General features: G+C 35.7%; 17 protein-coding genes. 2 read left to right on the top strand and 15 right to left on the bottom strand.

The window, feature by feature from the left end; genetic code table 11:
- Window positions 1–219 (top strand): IS3 family transposase (locus TS1_RS11050; RefSeq protein ID WP_083498304.1); only part of this gene is annotated, 219 nt, incomplete at its 5' end.
- Between the two features lie 175 nt (window positions 220–394).
- Here TS1_RS11050 and TS1_RS11045 read toward each other — a convergent pair.
- The 9 genes from TS1_RS11045 to TS1_RS11005 all read right to left on the bottom strand — a co-directional run bounded on the left by TS1_RS11045 (window position 395) and on the right by TS1_RS11005 (window position 7,115).
- Complete coding sequence (locus TS1_RS11045) at window positions 395–904, bottom strand: DinB family protein (protein WP_068710559.1); 510 nt, start codon at window positions 902–904, stop codon at window positions 395–397.
- A 376-nt stretch (window positions 905–1,280) separates the two neighbouring features.
- On the bottom strand, window positions 1,281–1,598 hold the full coding sequence (gene trxA, locus TS1_RS11040; RefSeq protein WP_068710558.1) for a thioredoxin: 318 nt from the start codon (window positions 1,596–1,598) through the stop codon (window positions 1,281–1,283).
- A gap of 45 nt (window positions 1,599–1,643) precedes the next feature.
- Entirely contained in the window at window positions 1,644–2,111 is a 468-nt protein-coding gene (locus TS1_RS11035; RefSeq protein WP_068710563.1) for a glutathione peroxidase, read from the bottom strand.
- Between the two features lie 32 nt (window positions 2,112–2,143).
- Window positions 2,144–2,611, bottom strand: a complete 468-nt coding sequence (locus TS1_RS11030) for a MarR family winged helix-turn-helix transcriptional regulator (RefSeq protein WP_068710557.1) — start codon at window positions 2,609–2,611, stop codon at window positions 2,144–2,146.
- Window positions 2,612–2,636: 25 nt separating this feature from the next.
- Window positions 2,637–3,584: a thioredoxin-disulfide reductase gene (gene trxB / locus TS1_RS11025; RefSeq protein ID WP_068710556.1), complete on the bottom strand. Its 948-nt coding sequence runs from the start codon at window positions 3,582–3,584 to the stop codon at window positions 2,637–2,639.
- Window positions 3,585–3,714: 130 nt separating this feature from the next.
- Window positions 3,715–4,647 carry an FAD:protein FMN transferase gene (locus tag TS1_RS11020; protein ID WP_068710555.1) on the bottom strand — a complete coding sequence of 311 codons (933 nt, stop codon included), beginning with the start codon at window positions 4,645–4,647 and terminating at the stop codon, window positions 3,715–3,717.
- A gap of 15 nt (window positions 4,648–4,662) precedes the next feature.
- Window positions 4,663–5,313, bottom strand: coding sequence for an endonuclease III domain-containing protein (locus TS1_RS11015; protein ID WP_068710554.1), 651 nt, complete (start codon window positions 5,311–5,313; stop codon window positions 4,663–4,665).
- Between the two features lie 126 nt (window positions 5,314–5,439).
- On the bottom strand, window positions 5,440–5,757 hold the full coding sequence (locus TS1_RS11010; RefSeq protein WP_068710553.1) for a DUF4387 domain-containing protein: 318 nt from the start codon (window positions 5,755–5,757) through the stop codon (window positions 5,440–5,442).
- The gene (locus TS1_RS11005; protein ID WP_068710552.1) at window positions 5,754–7,115 is read right to left on the bottom strand and encodes an acyclic terpene utilization AtuA family protein; all 1,362 of its coding nucleotides are present in this window, start codon (window positions 7,113–7,115) and stop codon (window positions 5,754–5,756) included. Before TS1_RS11005 ends, TS1_RS11010 begins: the two co-directional genes overlap by 4 nt.
- 238 nt (window positions 7,116–7,353) lie before the next feature.
- On the opposite strand from TS1_RS11005, the gene uvrC reads away from it, so the two are divergent.
- Window positions 7,354–9,186: an excinuclease ABC subunit UvrC gene (gene uvrC / locus TS1_RS11000; RefSeq protein WP_068710551.1), complete on the top strand. Its 1,833-nt coding sequence runs from the start codon at window positions 7,354–7,356 to the stop codon at window positions 9,184–9,186.
- Window positions 9,187–9,312: 126 nt separating this feature from the next.
- Here uvrC and TS1_RS10995 read toward each other — a convergent pair whose 3' ends face one another.
- From TS1_RS10995 to rlmH, 6 genes are all read right to left on the bottom strand, one after another.
- Complete coding sequence (locus TS1_RS10995; protein ID WP_068710550.1) at window positions 9,313–10,671, bottom strand: PTS ascorbate transporter subunit IIC; 1,359 nt, start codon at window positions 10,669–10,671, stop codon at window positions 9,313–9,315.
- Window positions 10,672–10,684: 13 nt separating this feature from the next.
- Window positions 10,685–10,978 (bottom strand): PTS sugar transporter subunit IIB, encoded by a 294-nt coding sequence (locus tag TS1_RS10990; protein WP_068710562.1) that lies wholly within the window; start codon window positions 10,976–10,978, stop codon window positions 10,685–10,687.
- Window positions 10,978–12,864 carry a BglG family transcription antiterminator gene (locus TS1_RS10985; protein WP_068710549.1) on the bottom strand — a complete coding sequence of 629 codons (1,887 nt, stop codon included), beginning with the start codon at window positions 12,862–12,864 and terminating at the stop codon, window positions 10,978–10,980. Before TS1_RS10985 ends, TS1_RS10990 begins: the two co-directional genes overlap by 1 nt.
- A 246-nt stretch (window positions 12,865–13,110) precedes the next feature.
- Complete coding sequence (gene msrA, locus TS1_RS10980) at window positions 13,111–13,947, bottom strand: peptide-methionine (S)-S-oxide reductase MsrA (RefSeq protein ID WP_068710548.1); 837 nt, start codon at window positions 13,945–13,947, stop codon at window positions 13,111–13,113.
- A gap of 282 nt (window positions 13,948–14,229) precedes the next feature.
- The gene (locus TS1_RS10975) at window positions 14,230–14,757 is read right to left on the bottom strand and encodes an NB-ARC domain-containing protein (protein ID WP_068710547.1); all 528 of its coding nucleotides are present in this window, start codon (window positions 14,755–14,757) and stop codon (window positions 14,230–14,232) included.
- A 54-nt stretch (window positions 14,758–14,811) separates the two neighbouring features.
- Window positions 14,812–15,243, bottom strand: a complete 432-nt coding sequence (gene rlmH / locus TS1_RS10970) for a 23S rRNA (pseudouridine(1915)-N(3))-methyltransferase RlmH (RefSeq protein ID WP_068710561.1) — start codon at window positions 15,241–15,243, stop codon at window positions 14,812–14,814.
- Between the last annotated feature and the right edge of the window lie 9 nt (window positions 15,244–15,252).

Below are 15,252 nucleotides of genomic sequence, written 5' to 3'. Positions count from 1 at the left end.
TTGTCCCGAAAAGGCAACTGCTTAGATAACTCCCCTATGGAAAATTTCTTTAGTCTTTTGAAACAAGAGATTTTTCATGGAGAAGTTTATAGCAGCTTTGACGAACTAAAATCGGCCATTGAAGATTATATCTATTATTACAACAATAAACGAATGAAAAGAAAGTTGAACTACCAAAGTCCAGTTGAATTTCGACAAGCGGCTTCAGTAGTTGCTTAACAAGCAATTTTACTACATGAAAAAAGGAGTGGATTTCTCCACTCCATAAAAGTCTAACTTTTGGGGGTCACTACAAAGTTATGGATATAAGGTGCTTTTTGTATCGTAAAAATACTTTGCTTAATGTAAATAAGCCATTGAAAAAAATCTTCAATGGTTTATTTTTATTTGTCAGTTACTTACCAATAACCCATCTTCTTGTATAAACTGCTTGCCCCGAATGCATAGCAGCATCGTCAATTGAAGAGACAATACGTACTTGACGGATAACCGCAGGTGTCCAACTTTTATCGATTACCTCATCTAGTTCATCATCTTTTATTTTTTCAAGGTAATTTTTTGTTAGTTTAACAGCAGCATCTAAATAATCAACCAACAGTTGTTTGTCGCTCACCTTCACTTTGGCTGCTTCTTCTGGCGTATGCTTATAGTCTTGAGTATCGTCTGGTAAGTCTAACGAGAATTTCTCATTCCAGCCTTCACTTGTCCATAGTGGCTGACTGCCATTAAGCTCTGATATTTGAAGATCAAGCATGCGGGCTGTGTGCCATATAAGCCAAGTCACTGATTTAATAATAGGTTTTGGCATCGTATTGGCTTGTTCTACATCCATTTGATGAAGCGTATCAATAAAACGTTCTTGCGCTCGTTCTAAAGTGTCTATCGACATTTGTGTACTTCGCATAATATCTCCTCCATTTTATAGTTATTTATTAAAAAAAGCCCTTCCATTATCAAACTAACACAATCAATCGTTCACAACAAATCTTAGGTTTTTGTAGAAAACGTTGCTAAATGTTTTAAAATAAAAGAACATAAGCGGTATGTTACTTCTGTCATATGAAGCTACATCAAACGACATGCCCCCAATTTACAACGAATTGGAGGACCCATTAAAGAAATTTTCTCAACCACTAGAATTATTGGCCGTTGTAAGTCTAAATCAAAGGATTTTACTGGTAAAAAAACTTTTTCATCGGTCGTAGACGTTTCTTATAAAAAACTTTTAATCACTAAAAAAGCATCCAAATAAGAAAAACTTACTTAGATGCTTACCGTTTTTAATTGATATATGGTTCTAACGCTTGTTTTAATTGTTCTTTTGGATGAAATCCTACTAATGTATCGACAACTTCGCCATCTTTTTTAATCATTAGCGTAGGAATACTCATAATCCCAAATTGACTAGCTGTTTCTGGGTTTTCATCCACATCCATTTTGTTAAAAGTTACTTTGTCGCCTAACTCTTCAGAGAGTTGTTCAACAGCTGGCGATTGCATCTTACATGGACCACACCAAGTTGCCCAAAAATCCGTTAGCGTTACACCGTTCGCTGTATCTTGTTCAAAAGTTTTATCTGTAGTTACATTGACACTCATAATAAAAATCCTCCTTAAAATGATTCTCTGTTTTAAATTCTTACTCTATTTTAAAGCTGCCACAATATCTTCTTCCATTTTTTCTGGTTTGGTCTGCGGCGCATAGCGTTTGATAACCTGTCCATCACGACCAATTAGAAATTTGGTAAAATTCCATTTGATTTTTCCGTGTCCTGCAGCATCTTTAAGGTAAGTAAATAATGGATCTTCTTTATCACCATTTACCTTTATCCGCTTAGTCATGGGAAATGTCACGCCATAATGGACTTTACAGTACTCATTGGTTTCATCGTCACTGTCTAATTCTTGACGAAACTGATTTGAAGGCAAGCCTAAAACTTCAAAGCCTTGTTCTTTATATTTCTGGTACAAAGTTTCGAGTGCTGTAAGTTGAGGGGCAAGCCCACATTTACTGGCGGTATTTACAACTACGATCACTTTGTCTTTATAAACACTTAAATCAATTGTTTTACCGCTCATTTCTGTTTCTTTAAAATCGTAGATTGTTGTCATAACAGATTTTGTTCCTTTCAAAAAGCTCCTGATTAAAACGTCTCTGATGTCGTCTGTTCTAAGTAATTTTTTAAACCAGCCATCAAATTTTTATTATCTTCTAACATACGATAGTACTGATTATCACTTATTTCTACTTGTTCATTCATGCATTTTTCAAGGCTTTTTTCAATCATTACTTTTTGTTCTTGGCCTTTTTTTGTAAGCTGTATCATCAATTGACGTTGGTCGTTTTCTCCCCGACAACGAGTCAACCAACCAGCAGTTTCTAAACGTTTTAGCAGCGGTGTCAACGTGTTACTCGCTAAATCCAACTCTTTTGCTAAATCACTCAACGTCTTACAATCCTGCTCCCAAAGAGCTAACAGTACGATATATTGTGTATAGGTTAAATGATAGGGTTCCAATGCTTTTTGATAGAATTTGGCAAACAACCGATTGGCATTATAAATTGAAAAACAAAGTTGGTCAGCTAATTTTGTTTCTGTTGTATTTTCCATATCAAGCCACCCTTGTTTTGAGTATTTATACATTTGCCGCTTGCGTTTTTGCTTCTAATTCTGTGATATATTGATAAGCTTTTTGCCCAGCAATTCCACCGTCATTTGTCGCTGTAACTACTTGTCGCAAATCTTTTTTCCGGATATCTCCAACAGCAAAAATTCCAGGAATGGTTGTTTCCATATTTTCGTTTGTTTCAAACCAGCCATTTTCATCCGTAATGTTTAAAGACCGAAAAGGTTCACTCATTGGTTCAATACCAACATAAATAAATGTCCCTGCTGCTTCAATAGAAAAAGGTTCTCCTGTTTTGTTGTTAATCCCCTTAACGCCAGTCACTTTATTGCCATCGCCTGTAATCTCTTGAACATTACTATCCCAGACAAAATTTATTTTGTCGTTTTTAAATGCTCGATCTTGGATAATTTGTTGCGCTCTTAATTCATCACGACGGTGAATAATCGTTACTTTATCAACCAGACGTGTTAAGTATTCCCCTTCTTCTACTGCAGAATCTCCGCCACCGACCACAACAACATGTTGGTCACGGAAAAAGGCTCCATCACAAACGGCACAATTTGAAACACCACGACCGCGGTATTCTTCTTCACCTGGTACGCCTAGATCTCGATAATTTGAACCTGTGGCAATAATCACTGCTTTTGTTTCATAATCATCTGCGTCAGTTTCGATTGTCTTATAATCGCCATGATCAGAAACTGATTTTACCATACCGTAACCAAAGTCAGCCCCAAACTGAGTGGCTGAGTCATACATTTCTTGTGATAAATCAGGACCTAAGATCGATTTAAAACCCGGATAATTTTCGATTTCAGCTGTGTTATTCATCTGTCCGCCATAAATTCCACGGTCTAATAACATCACAGATAAGTTTGCTCTTGAAGCATAAAGTGCCGCAGTCATTCCTGCTGGGCCTGCTCCAATAATGACTACATCATATTTTTTTGCCATCTAAACCCTTCCTTTATCCATCATTCAATCGCGCACGATTGATTCTGACATTATACTAAACTTGTTTTACCATTTACGCAATTATTTTGTTTATTAAGCATCATTCGGTCGCCTTAATACAAATACTAAATTAATTTAGTATTTGTATATCTAAATCATTAGAGTATTGTATCTGACCCTCTTTTGTTATAACCAATCCATTTAATTCATCTGTCTGGTTTAAAAAGTCAATAATTTCATCCGGTTGATTACCAAATAGCCGAGTCGTCCAAATTTCGCCATCCACCGACTGATCAGAAACAATCGTTACACTGGCTAAATTTGTTTCCAGCGGATAACCAGTTTCCTGGTCAAAAATATGGTGGAACGTTTTGCCATTCATTTGATTGGTACGTTCATAAATTCCCGAAGTAACGATAGACTTATCTTTTACTTTAATAGCCGCAGCTAAGTCCCCTCTTTTAGAAAACGGGCTTTGGATACCGATACGCCAAAAATCATCTTGATGTGTTGGCGCATTGCCATAAGTTAAAACATTTCCTCCTAAATCAATTAAAGCTGCATAAACATTATTTTCTTTAAAGTAAGCCAATAACTTATCAGCAAAATAGCCTTTGGCAATTGAGCCTAGGTCCAAAGACATGCCTTTTTCTGCTAAAAAAACCGTTTTATTTTCTTCGTTTATATAAATATTTTTCGGATTAATTCGTTGTAACAAAAATTGAATTGTCTGCTCTGTCGGCTGTCTTGCATCATCAAAGCCAATCCGCCATGCTTGGATTAAAGGTCCAATTGCAATATTTAAAAAGCTGTCTTTAGGTAAACTATGTTTTTTTCCTAATTTGATTAACTCAAACAAATCATCATCCACTTTTACCGGCGCTATGCCTGCCTGGTGGTTGATTATCATTAGTTCTGAAGCATCGTCATTCGCACTAAAACGTTTCTCATAATCAACCAAACGCTCTTCGGCTTCTGGCAAGAACTCTTGATCTTGATCGTGTTGAATCCATAATTTTATCACGGTTCCCATCAAATAACAGGTACGTCTTTCTTCATTCATAGATTTTCCTACTTTCTATTTTGTTAAATCTAACTGATAACCTGCTAAAAAGCTGGTCATAAAGGATGTTTTATTTTTAACATATCGTTTGCCAAATTCATCCAACAAACCATGGAATTCTTGTGCTTGTTCCAGCGTAAAATCCTCCATATGAAAAACAAACTTTTTTAAGGAAGAGTAATTTTTGACTCCTTCTACACCTAATAAACGAAAAAGCTTTTGCGTATATTTGTCTGCGACAAATACTTTTTTATCAAAGACATAAAGCAACAATACATCTGCGGTTTCTTCGCCAATTCCAGGCAAAGAAAGTAATTGTTGCCGTAATTTTTCTCCATAAGTTGTTTTTATTTTTTCTAAATCAAAGTGATAATAGGCAAGCCATTGAAACATAGCTAAAATAGCTTTACTTTTATTTTTATAAAAACCGCTAGGACGAATGAATTCCATTAGGTTTTCTCTTTCTAACTTACTGATTTTTTCCGGTATAAAAGCTGTTTGTTCTTTAATATTTATTAAGGATTTTTCGACATTTTTCCAGTTTGTATTTTGAACTAAAATTGCACCTAATATAATCTCAAACTTACTATCTGCTGGCCACCAACCCTGAGGTCCCATAGCAGATAACATCTTTGTGTACAATTGGTATAGCGTTAAACGTGACATTGCTTTTCTCTTTCTTACTTTATTTTATTCATTTTAACACAAACGTAGAAAAAAATTCCCCCTTTATGGTTATAAAAAAACAGCCCGAGAATTTTTAAAAATTCTCAGGCTACTCATAAGTCATTTTTATTTTTCCGGTACTTCTATTGATAAAAGATTGGCATATTGTTGTGAACCGTGCATATCGCTTTCTCCTACCGAGCCTTGAGACCAAGGTCGTGGAATGGTGATTTTTATTCCACGCGCTGGTTTTACATGTTCAAAAGTAATAATATCGTCTACATCTAGCTGATATAATTGAGCAAAACTTTCTTTAGTTAAAGCATTACTTGCCACAAAATGCTCATAATCTGCTAAATTATCAAACAAGATATCAAAAGTTAATTCGAAAGGGCCTGAATTTTTACTGCGAATGACGCGGGCGTAGTCTTGTAATTGAGTCATTTTCCTACCTCCTTTATTGTCGCTGGAAATTGCACTACTGGATCATCAATTTTTAGCAAATGATAGATGTTGAACTGGCAAACTTTTCCTAGCGGAATCTCTAAAGGTGTAAATGGCATGCCAATATTACCAGAAGTTGCAACACGACCTGGATAACCATAATGCAGCAAAGTGGTACGAATACGATTGACCACTAATTGGGCCATTTCTTGTGTAGGTGAGGCCACTTCTGCGATGACACACATTTCATGCCCCGCTTCATCTGTCAAAGATTCCAGATTTTTCATTGTCGCATTTTTCCCATAGGGATGGAAAATAATCTGGGATTGAGCACATTCTTCCGGTAATTCTTTTTTCGTTTGTTCTTTAACATAAGTTAATGCATCATCAATTTGTGAAATTAAAATCGGATCACGTACACCCATTACTGTAATCGAGCGATAACCAACGACTTTTGCACCTTCTAACTTAACGGTATACTGATTATCTTTTATAAAACGGCTCTCTGAAACCTTCGTAATACGATCTGTTTCCGCTTGAAATTCGCACTCTTCTAAATTTAAAACGCCGCCGGGACCTGGCAGGTTCAAAGCACTGCTTTTTTCATACATTGTATGTGCAGCGACTGTATGCGGCATCGCTTTGGCCTTAGGATCCATTGGTTCAATAAAGAAATGATCATCTCGCAGTGTGCCTAACACCGTTTTTCCTGCTGGTACACAACAGATTGCACCACATTCGATAATCTTCCCCATATGCCACGCTAGCGCTGGATCAAATCCATAATACATTCCTAAAGCAGCTGTCGGTGAAGGATCATAAGTTCGTCCGCCGATAATCACGTCTGGCTGATTTTGGGCTTGCAATAAAGCTAGATAAGGTTCAGATCCCATTTGTGCAGTGACAACTGTCGTCTGTTCTATTTCTTCATGTGTTAGCTCAGGAACATTTTGCATACTCTCAATTTTCTTTTTTTCTAAAGCGTTATCAATTTGTTCTTTTGGAATATCACTATAAATTTTAGCTAAACGAAGCGATAACTCCTGCTCCTTTGCGATTTGTTCAACAATCTTTACAAATAGGTCCACATGCTGATTGGTGCCATCGCCCCCTGCTGAACTTACAATCAAAGGAATTCCTGCTTTTTTAGCTGCTGGTACTAAAATAGAAAGTTCTTTATAATAAGCAGACTCCGGACAGGTCATTTCGCCTAAGGCTAATTTTTGCGGGCCTGAATCTGTTGAACCAGCATCAACAACGATCCCATGTGGCTTTCTTTGCATTCCTCGTTCAAAATCTTCTAAAGGAAACCCATATCCCAACATTCCATTGGGAACTAATACACGTAATTCATCCATTTATTTCCCTCCAATTTATTTATTCTTAATATTTATTTTATACTTAAATGTAGTGAACGTCTAATTTATTTCTTAATTATATTCTAGAACTTTATCCTTCATTTTTAGGTTAATTCACCTCACTAGATACAGGAAACAAGCAGAATGGTTGAATTTTTCACAAGTTTTGCTTATAATGAACATAAGTTCTCAATGGATGTTTGGAAAATTCCTGCACAAAGTTTGAGAACTATTTTTTATGAACATAAATAAGGTGATTAAAACGAATCAACAAATAAAAAATAAATTAGCCTTACTACCTGACCAACCCGGTTGTTACATAATGAAAGATAAGACAGGAACGATTATTTATATCGGTAAAGCTAAGATTTTAAAAAATCGTGTACGTTCTTATTTTACCGGAGGTCATGATACTAAAACTGAGCATTTAGTAAGTGAAATCGCAGACTTTGAATATATTGTTACAGAATCTAATATTGAAGCATTACTACTAGAAAATAACCTTATTAAAGAAAATCTGCCAAGATACAATATCATGTTGAAAGACGATAAAACATATCCTTTCATCAAAATTACCAACGAGAAATATCCACGACTATTGATTACTCGTAAAGTATTAAAAGATGGCGCAGAGTATTTTGGCCCTTATCCAGACATTGGTGCTGCTAATGAAACAAAAAAAATATTAGACCGAATTTTTCCTTTACGTAAATGTGGACCTCATCAAAAAACGCCTTGTTTGTACTATCATTTAGGACAATGTTTGTGTCCTTATGCTTTTGACGTTGATCCTGCTGTTTATAAAGGTATTGTCAAAGAGATTAAGCACTTTTTTAACGGTGGATACAAAGACGTGCAAGCAGCGTTAAAAGGCCAGATGAACGAGGCGGCTGCAAGTATGGAATTTGAAAAAGCAGCAGAATTACGTGACCAGATTCATTCAATAGAAACGATTATGACACGACAAAAAATGACTTCTACTGATTTAAAAGATAAAGATGTTTTTGGTTATACTGTCGACAAGGGTTGGATGTGTGTCCAAGCATTCTTTATTCGACAAGGTAGAATGATTAAACGCGATGCGTCTATTTTTCCTTTTTATAAAGATGCAGCCGATGATTTTTTGACTTATATGGGACAGTTTTATCAAAAAAATGAACATTTCATTCCAAAAGAAATTCTAATCCCGAATGATATTGATAAGGCGGCTGCTGAAGCATTACTAGACACAAAAGTCTTACAACCACAACGTGGACAAAAGAAGAAGTTAGTTGAACTTGCGAATAAAAATGCTCGTGTAGGGTTGCAAGAAAAATTTGAACTGATTGAACGAGCACAAGAACGAACAGTAGGTGCGGTAGAAAAATTGGGTCAAGCACTGAATATTCCTACTCCTGTTCGGATTGAAGCTTTCGATAACTCGAATACAATGGGAACGGATCCAGTTTCTGCCATGGTCGTCTTTGTCGACGGTAAGCCTGCTAAAAAAGAGTACCGTAAATACAAAATTAAAACGGTCGAAGGGCCTGATGATTATGCTTCTATGCGCGAAGTGATTTATCGTCGTTATTCTCGAGTCTTAAAAGAAGGAAGCACATTACCTGATTTAATTTTAATCGATGGGGGTAAAGGACAAGTTGATGTAGCAAAAGAAGTGTTAGAAAACCAGCTTGGTGTTGATATTCCTATTGCAGGTTTGGCCAAAAATGATAAACATAAGACCAGCGAACTATTATTTGGCGAAGAGCTCTTGCCTGTGCCGCTTGAGCGCAGCTCTACTGAGTTCTTCTTATTACAACGTATTCAAGATGAAGTCCATCGTTTCGTAATTACTTTTCATCGTCAATTACGCAGCAAAAACAGTTTTTCTTCGAAACTAGATGGAATTGCCGGTCTAGGTCCTAAACGAAAGAAAAATTTACTAAAAAAATTCAAGTCTCTAAAAGGAATACAACAAGCAACTGTTGAAGAATTACAAGAAGCAGGTCTTCCTAAAAAAGTAGCTGAAACCGTTATGGACGAACTAGCGCCCAAGAAAAAAGAAGAAGGTTCCACTGTAAAAAATGACTGAACTGCTTTATTTAAAAATCTAGGCTCCACTTATAACTGTCTACCATTTTTGGTGGACAGTTTTTTATGAACCAAACAAAAAAGCTAAGACAAGATGCCTTAACTTTTTTAGATGAAAACATTTATTTTAATTACTAGCTTTTTGAGCATGCTTCTTAGCTAAGTACGAAGCACAAAATAGGATTACTAAAGCGACTAAAACAGCAATGATGACTGCAGTTTGACCGCCAGCACTACCTAGATAACCTACTAATGAACCTACAACACCAAAGTCTGAATCTGAAAAAGTAGCATTACCTAAGCCAGCTTTGCCCATCATCGGCACCAATGCCAATGGTATAAAGCTTATCGCAATTCCTTGGATAAAGGCTCCTAACACAGCTCCGCGTCTACCGCCAACTTGGTTGCCAATAACACCAGAAGCTGCTCCGCACATAAAATGAGCGACTACGCCGGGAATAACAATAGTGGTCTTCATAACGACCATCGCTAACATACTAATAATTCCACCTACAAAGCTGGAAAAAAACCCTACAATAACGGCATTGGGAGCATACGGAAAAACAACTGGTGCGTCCAAAGCTGGCACTGAATTTGGAACTAGGCTTTGAGAAATACCCTTAAAGGCTGGAATGATTTGGTTTAGAATCAATCTTACGCCTGAAAGAATGACGTAAACGCCAGCTGCAAAAGTACCGGCCTGAACAAATCCAAAGACGATATAATTAAGACCGCCGCTCATTTTATTGACATAATCAGGTCCAGCAAATAAAACCATAATCACATAAATAACGGACATAGTAAGAGTAATCGCGATATTTGAATCACGTAAAAAAGAAACACTCTTAGGTATATTTAAGTCCTCTGTTGTTTTCGATTTATTACCAAAAACTTTGGCAATTACCCCGGAAACAGCATAACCAAAATCACCTGTATGCGCTAAAGCTACAGTATCGCTTTTAGTAACTTCACGCATAAAAGGCTGCACTAAAGCAGGCATAACAGTATTAGCCATTCCTAATATAAGTCCGCCTATAATTACTGCCATAATTTCATTAAAACCGATGACTTCCAAAATCACCGCTAACATAGCGGCCATGTACAACATTACGTGTCCAGATAAATAAATATATTTAAAATAAGTAAACCTTGCTAAAAGCGCATTTACAATCATACTTACCAACATAATCAGCGCTGCAACTGTCCCAAATTCAACGAGCAATGTACCCACAACTGCTTCATTATTTGGAACTACGCCTTGTACATTGAAAGTATGAATAAACATCTTTCCTAATGGTTCTAAGGAATCCGATACAAGCCCTGCGCCTCCTGTTAAAACTAGGAAACCAAGAAATGTTTTAATTCCTCCGCCAACAATATCGGACAAAGACTTCTTTTGTAAAGATAGTCCTAAAACTGCAATTAAAGCAACAAGGATAGCTGGCGTTCTAACAATACTTATAATAACGTTAAGTGTTGCTTGCATAGCTCTTGCCTCCTTAATCTAGAATGCCTTGCTCTTGTAAAAATATACGAATTTTTTCCTTAAGTTCATCTTTATCGATTAAACTATTTAAAACTGTCACTTTATCACCAAATTGGTTTTCTGCTGCATCTGCGAGATCTTTTCCTACAAAAAATTGATCTGCATCATTTACTTCGGCTCCTCCCATATCCATATGAGTTGCTTCGACCTTGTCAGCAACTCCTAAATCTTTTAATACTTCTTGCATATTCATTTCCACCATAAAACTTGAACCTAATCCAGAACTACATACTGCTGCTATTTTCATCATTGATCTTCTCCTTTTAAAATTAATTTTTGTATATCGGATGGATCTTTTGCTTCTATAAGGAAGTGTAGTTTGCTTTTATCATTCAAAATATTAGCTAATTCGGATAATGCTTTTAAATGTGACTGCTCATCCACGGCAGCCAAAACGAAAATAAGCTGTATAGGGTGGTCATGATCCACTAGATCAATTGGCTTGTTTAACTTTAAAACAGCCATTCCTAACTTTTTCACTCCTTGTTCTGGACGAGCATGTGCCAATGCTACCCGATCACCGATGTTAATATATGGACCATTCTTTTTTACATTTTCAATCATGGCGTTAACATAGCTATCGGCAATATTCCCGTTATTTTTCAATGGAGCTGCAGCTAATTGAATCGCGTTTTCCCAATGTAAATTTTCGGCTTCAGCAAATTGTATTGTTTCCTGGTTTAATAATTCACTTAGCAAGGGTTGGTACCCTCCTTTCATCGAAATACGAGGATTTAGTGGGCGAGATAATACTTCTTTGATCCCGTTTTCTAATGCATCTATATTAATAATGTTTGTATTGTCAGCAATAACATCCATTAAGGCTGTAAACTGATTATCGATTCCACTGACATTGATTAAATTATCTGAAATAAATTTCTTCCTTAATTGACTAACTTCACTTTCGTTCATTACTGGATTAACCACAATGATATTTTTCCCTTTTTCTTTAAGTGGAATCGTCGAAATTACAACATCAGCATGAATTGTAGAAAAGCTATCATAGTCGCGTTTAGTTATTGGCCCTCGTAGTATACAATCAGGAAATATCGTAGTTAATTGATTTTTTAGTAACTGCGAAGTACCCAAGCCTGAAGAACAAACAAGTAGGACCTCCAAATATTTACTTTCCTGATTTAATAAATGAGCACCAAAATAAATGGCAACTAGGCCAATTTCATTGTTATTTAATGATTGTGAAGTTAATTCTTCAAAAGGCGCGATAGATATACTTGTATAGGTATAAATTTCTGGGTAATTTTCTTTAACAGATAATACTTCTTCTGGATTTTGGTTAGTTTCTACCCCCAAACGCGCTAAAAAATCCCCTGCCATTTCAAATTCTATACGTGTTTGTAATTCTTTATGCTCTCCTTTTTGCTTATTCGATGTCTGCGATAAAACATGCTTAGACAAGATACGCAACAAAATAAAAGTATAAAAGTTTTCCATATTACGTATAGCGTCATCTGAAAACGAGCTTGAGCTTTTAAATTCAACTTTATGCATCCAATCTTTTATCATCACAGTAAGCTCAGCAAGCTTCTTAAAATCCAATAAATAAGCAAAACTTTCCGATTGATAAAGGTTGTCCAACACTGCAAGAAATTCTGTCAAATGGTCTTGAAAATAATCTCTTATTGAAATTTCTTTACCAGAAAGTAGATGTCCCCTAGAAGTTCCAATAACCGAAAAGTCATAAGTCCTTAGTTTTTCTTTTATTTCATTGAAATCGTTTACTATCGTGTTGCGTGTAACACTAAATACTCTTGCTAACTTCGAAATGGTGGTGTAGGGACTTAGTCCAAACATTAAAACTAAAGTAATCATCTGTCTGTTTTTGGCATTAAATTTTTTCTCATGTCTTTGCCAATAAATTGTATTGTTGTCACTGAAAATGGTACTCAACATCTGCTTACTTTGTTCTGTTAAATAGTATCCTTGTCCTTTAATATTTCTAGGGGGGTCTATTTTATTTTTGATCAATTTTTTAGATACATCTTTTATATAGTAATAAGCAGAACGTCTCGAAAAGTTCAGTTGTTTTGCAATCGAATATATCGGCTGGTATTGATCACTGTTCATTAAAATTTGTAGAAGTTTAAATTCTAAATCTGTTAGTTTCATCGCCATGGCTTCTTCTTTCCTCCTACGATCATTATTATTGCAAACCCTACCAAAAGTTTCTATACAACTTTTTGCACACTTGATAGTGCAAAAATTAACTCCTTTTTAAATTTTCTATTTATTAAAATTGATCGAAACAAAAAAGAAGCCGATCATCTAATCTATAGGATCTAGCTTCCTTTTATGCTCAACTATTTTTTTATTAAGAATTAGAGCAAGAAATTTCTATCTATTGTTCATTGATTAAAACACCTATTCTTTTTTTACTTTCTTATATCTCATACGTACTTCCCCCTTTAAACGTTGATAGAGTAAAAAGCGTTGGCGATAACGTTTAATCCGCTTGTATCTTTTAGGGTTTTTCTTATAAAACTGTTGATAATGATTTTCCACTGGCCAAAAAGTACTCGTCGGCTGAATTTCAGTTACAACGGGCTGTTTGTATCTGCCAGATTCAATGACTTTTTTCTTTGACTCTTCTGCAATTTTTCTTTGTTGTTTATTTCTTACAAAAATAATGGGGCGATACTGATTGCCTCTATCTTGAAATTGACCTTTATCGTCTGTCGGATCTATGAGTTGCCAGTATAAATCCACAAGCTCTTTATAACTGATCAGCCGTGTATCAAATATAATTTCCACTGCTTCAACATGTCCTGTTGCTCCACTCAGAACTTGGTCGTAACTGGGATGATCTGTATGCCCTCCAGTAAAACCCGATAAAACAGAATCTATGCCTTTTTTTGTTTCAAAAGGTTCCACCATACACCAAAAACAGCCGCCGCCAAATACCGCATAGTCCTGATGCTTGTAATCTTTTATTCGATGTTTAGAAAAATCAAAACGTTCTTCTTCTACAGCTTCACCCACTATCTTTGAATAAAAATCAGCAACATCTCCAGTTAAATTATTTCTTATAGCAAGTGGTCGTAATTTTTCTTCCAGACCAGCTAACTGTATTTTAAGATTTTCATTGGTTTCCAAAGCATTTTTGGTTGAAATTAATACTGAACGCTCCCAATCACGTGTATCTTCGTTTAAAATAAGATTATACAGGTCTCTTAGTGCCTCTTCTTTTGTTAGTTCCATTTTTCTTCCTCCTAGGAGTCTAACTAGAACAGAAATATCTCGTAACCTACTATAGCTTACTTAACATACAAAAACCGATCACCAAATCCTACGCTCTACACTACCATTATAAACGTTAAACCTTTATACGACTAACGTTCAAGCTTTCATCTTTATTTCATTTAATAACCTTAACCTAGCAACTACTCTGCAAGCTGCCCTAACAATTTTCATATGAAATGCTTCATTCGTTTTCTTATGCTAAGCCAAACCAAGAATCAGAAATAGAATGGGATACATAATTTATAAAAATATATCTTCAATTTTTTCAATATTTTTGTCGACATCCAAAGTCCCATCCACTACCAAATCTGTATCTTGGTTAATAAACCTTTCGTAGTTTATAAAGATTGGGCGGCCGAACTCTAGATAGTTTTTAGCCATACTTTGTATACTGCTAACTGTTTCATCTTTAAAGTCGCGTATAAGTCTTCGAGCAAAGCAAACATCTAACGGAGTTTTTATGTATATAACTTTGTCAATATATTCTTTTATTGCTTCATGTTTATAACCAAATGGAAAATCAACAAACAAATAAGAACAAGTCCCGTAAGCTGCTTTAAGATCTGCTAATAATGCACTAATATCATATTGGTTTACCGCAATCTCAATAGGCATAGAAATAGGAGGAGCATCAGGCAAGGCATCAATATCATAATCGTCAAAGGAGATACGTTTACTATTTGGATATTTTTTAGACAACTCCTTAACTAGAGTCGTTTTTCCGCTACCTCCCATTCCGCTTATTACAACTACTTTACTTTTTATCATCTATAACCTACTCCTTTATATAAAAACCAATCGTTTTGTTCCCTCACCATCTTGTCATTTATGATAAGGTTCTCCGCGGTTAATTCGAAAGGCGCGATAAATTTGTTCGATTAAAATCAAGCGCATCAATTGATGTGGATAAGTCATTTTACCAAAGGAAATTTGAGCGTTGCTCCTTTGTAAAACTTCCGTACTTAAACCTAAAGAACCCCCTATCACAAACGTCAACTTGCTTTTTCCCTGCGTAGTCAGCTGATCGATTTGTTTTGCAAAAGCTTCACTTGAGGGGTTCTTTCCTTCAATTGCTAAAGCAAACAAAAATTCCGAATCACTTACTTTTGCCAAGATGCGTTTTCCTTCTTTTTCTTTAACAAGTGTCCGTTCAGTATCGCTTAGGTTTTCTGGTGCTTTTTCATCTGCTATCTCAACAATTTGAAGTTTCGTGTATGCTTGTAGACGTTTTGTATACTCTTGAATACCTTGTATTAACCTGAA

The sequence above is a fragment of the Tetragenococcus solitarius NBRC 100494 genome, assembly GCF_001544195.1.
Classification (GTDB): domain Bacteria; phylum Bacillota; class Bacilli; order Lactobacillales; family Enterococcaceae; genus Tetragenococcus; species Tetragenococcus solitarius.
The sequence above is the reverse complement of the archived record's forward strand: the minus strand, read 5'-3'. Positions and strand labels throughout refer to the sequence as shown.